The sequence below is a fragment of the Actinomycetota bacterium genome (genome assembly GCA_030682655.1).
Lineage (GTDB): Bacteria > Actinomycetota > Coriobacteriia > Anaerosomatales > JAUXNU01 > JAUXNU01.
In genome coordinates, this window is record JAUXNU010000093.1 from 1 (window position 1) to 1,991 (window position 1,991).

Genomic DNA, 1,991 nt, shown 5'->3' on the forward strand with positions numbered 1-1,991 from the left:
ACGAGTCGAGTGCTCCCGCAAGCTTGTCTCCACCGCGAGAGACATAGCGAGGGCGTTTGGCAAGTTCGAGCACGGCGTTCTCATCGACGAGCTGGCCGGCCTTGCGCGCGACCTCGCCATCCACGCGCACCTCACCGGCGAGAACGGCCGCGCGCGCCTGCTCGCGCGAGGGAACGAGTCCCCTTTCAGCGAGGAGCGCGTCGATGCGCAGACGCGTCATGAGCCGTGTCCTTCCCGGGCCTGACCGGCTCTACCACCATGCCAGCGATTCTGCGAAGGACAGCTCCGTGTACACCCTCGGGTGTGAGGCCGACCTCGGAGAGCAGCTTGTCAGTCGCGCCATGCGTGACGAAGCAGTCCGGCACGGCCATTCTCAGCACGGGGACTCGGATGTCGAGATCGGCGAGCGACTCGAGCACGCCGGAGCCGAATCCGCCCGCCTCAGTGTTCTCCTCGAGGGTGACGACGAGTCGATGAGAGGTAGCTGCAGCCGATATCGCCTCATGGTCTATCGGCTTGACCCAGCGCATATCTACCACACTCGCCGACACACCGTCTTGACCAAGCATCCTTGCAGCAAGCTCCGCAACGCCCACCATCCTCCCGACTGCGAGCAGCGCTACATCTGTCCCGACGCAACGAACCTGAGCGCGCCCCGCTTCGAACACAGTGGGCTCATCCGGAAGCGCGACTCCCGCACCGACACCGCGTGGGTACCGGATCGCGACCGGCCCGTCTGCCACGAGAGCCGTGTGCAGCGCATTCACGAGCTCCGCCTCGTCGGCTGGCGCAATCACCATGAGATTGGGCACACTGCGCAGGTACGTGAGGTCGAAGACACCGTGGTGCGTCGGCCCGTCCTCCCCCACCAATCCAGCCCTGTCGAGACAGAACACCACATGCAGGTTCTGGAGCGCCACGTCCATGATGAGCTGGTCATAGGCGCGTTGCATGAAAGTCGAGTAGATGGCAACGACCGGCGTGAGCCCGCCGAGTGCCAGTCCCGCTGCAAGACCGACCGCATGCTGCTCTGCGATGCCCACGTCGTAGAAGCGGTCAGGGAACTCCGCCGCGAACCGATCGAGACCTGTGCCCGACGGCATAGCTGCGGTGATCGCCACGATGCGGTCGTCTCGCTCGGCCTCGGCTACGAGCGCCTCGCCGAACACCTCGGTGAACGAGCGCGGACCCGTAGACCCGTTCGTCTTGCCTGTGGCAACCGAGAAGGGACCGAGACCATGAAACGCGTCCGGGTTGTCCTCGGCATGCGAATAGCCCGAGCCCTTGCGCGTGACCACGTGGACTATGACGGGGCCATCGACCTTCTTCGCGCGAACGATCGCTGATTGCACGGTCTCGATGTCGTGCCCGTCGATGGGACCGACGTACTTCACGCCGAGCTCTTCGAAGAGCATCCCTGGAACGAGGAGCTGCTTGACCGAATCCTTGGCAGCCTCACCCGCCGCGACCATCGCGGCACCGAGCTTCGTACGCGCAAGCGCACCCTCGACGTCGTCGCGTAGGCGGTTGTAGCGCGGGTCGAGCCGTACACGCGCGAGGTAGCTTGCCAGGGCACCGACGTTTTCCGATATCGACATCTCGTTGTCGTTGAGCACGATGACGAGTCTCGTGCCGAGGTGCCCGATGTGGTTGAGGGCCTCAAACGCCATGCCCCCGGTCATCGAGCCGTCTCCGATCACTGCTACGACGGTCTCGTCCCCGCCAAGCGTATCTCGAGCCTGCGCGAGACCGAGTGCGACGGAAAGCGAGTTGGAGGCGTGTCCGGTATCGAAGCTGTCATACGGGCTTTCGCTGCGCTTGGGAAACCCGGAGACGCCGCCGTACTGTCGAAGCGTGGAGAAGCGGTCTCGTCTCCCCGTGATGAGCTTGTGGACGTACGACTGATGTCCGACGTCCCAGATGATCTTGTCCTTGGGGCAATCGAGCGCGCGATGCATGCCGAGCGTGAGTTCGACGACTCCGAGGTTCGG

Annotated in this window: 2 protein-coding genes; both read right to left on the bottom strand. The window is 64.3% G+C overall.

Annotation, left to right across the window (positions count from 1 at the left end):
- On the bottom strand, positions 1 to 220 hold a 220-nt coding region (locus Q8K99_05495; GenBank protein MDP2182010.1), incomplete at its 3' end, for a S4 domain-containing protein.
- The coding region (gene dxs, locus Q8K99_05500; GenBank protein MDP2182011.1) for a 1-deoxy-D-xylulose-5-phosphate synthase at positions 186 to 1,991 on the bottom strand (1,806 nt) is incomplete at its 5' end. The genes dxs and Q8K99_05495, both read right to left, overlap by 35 nt.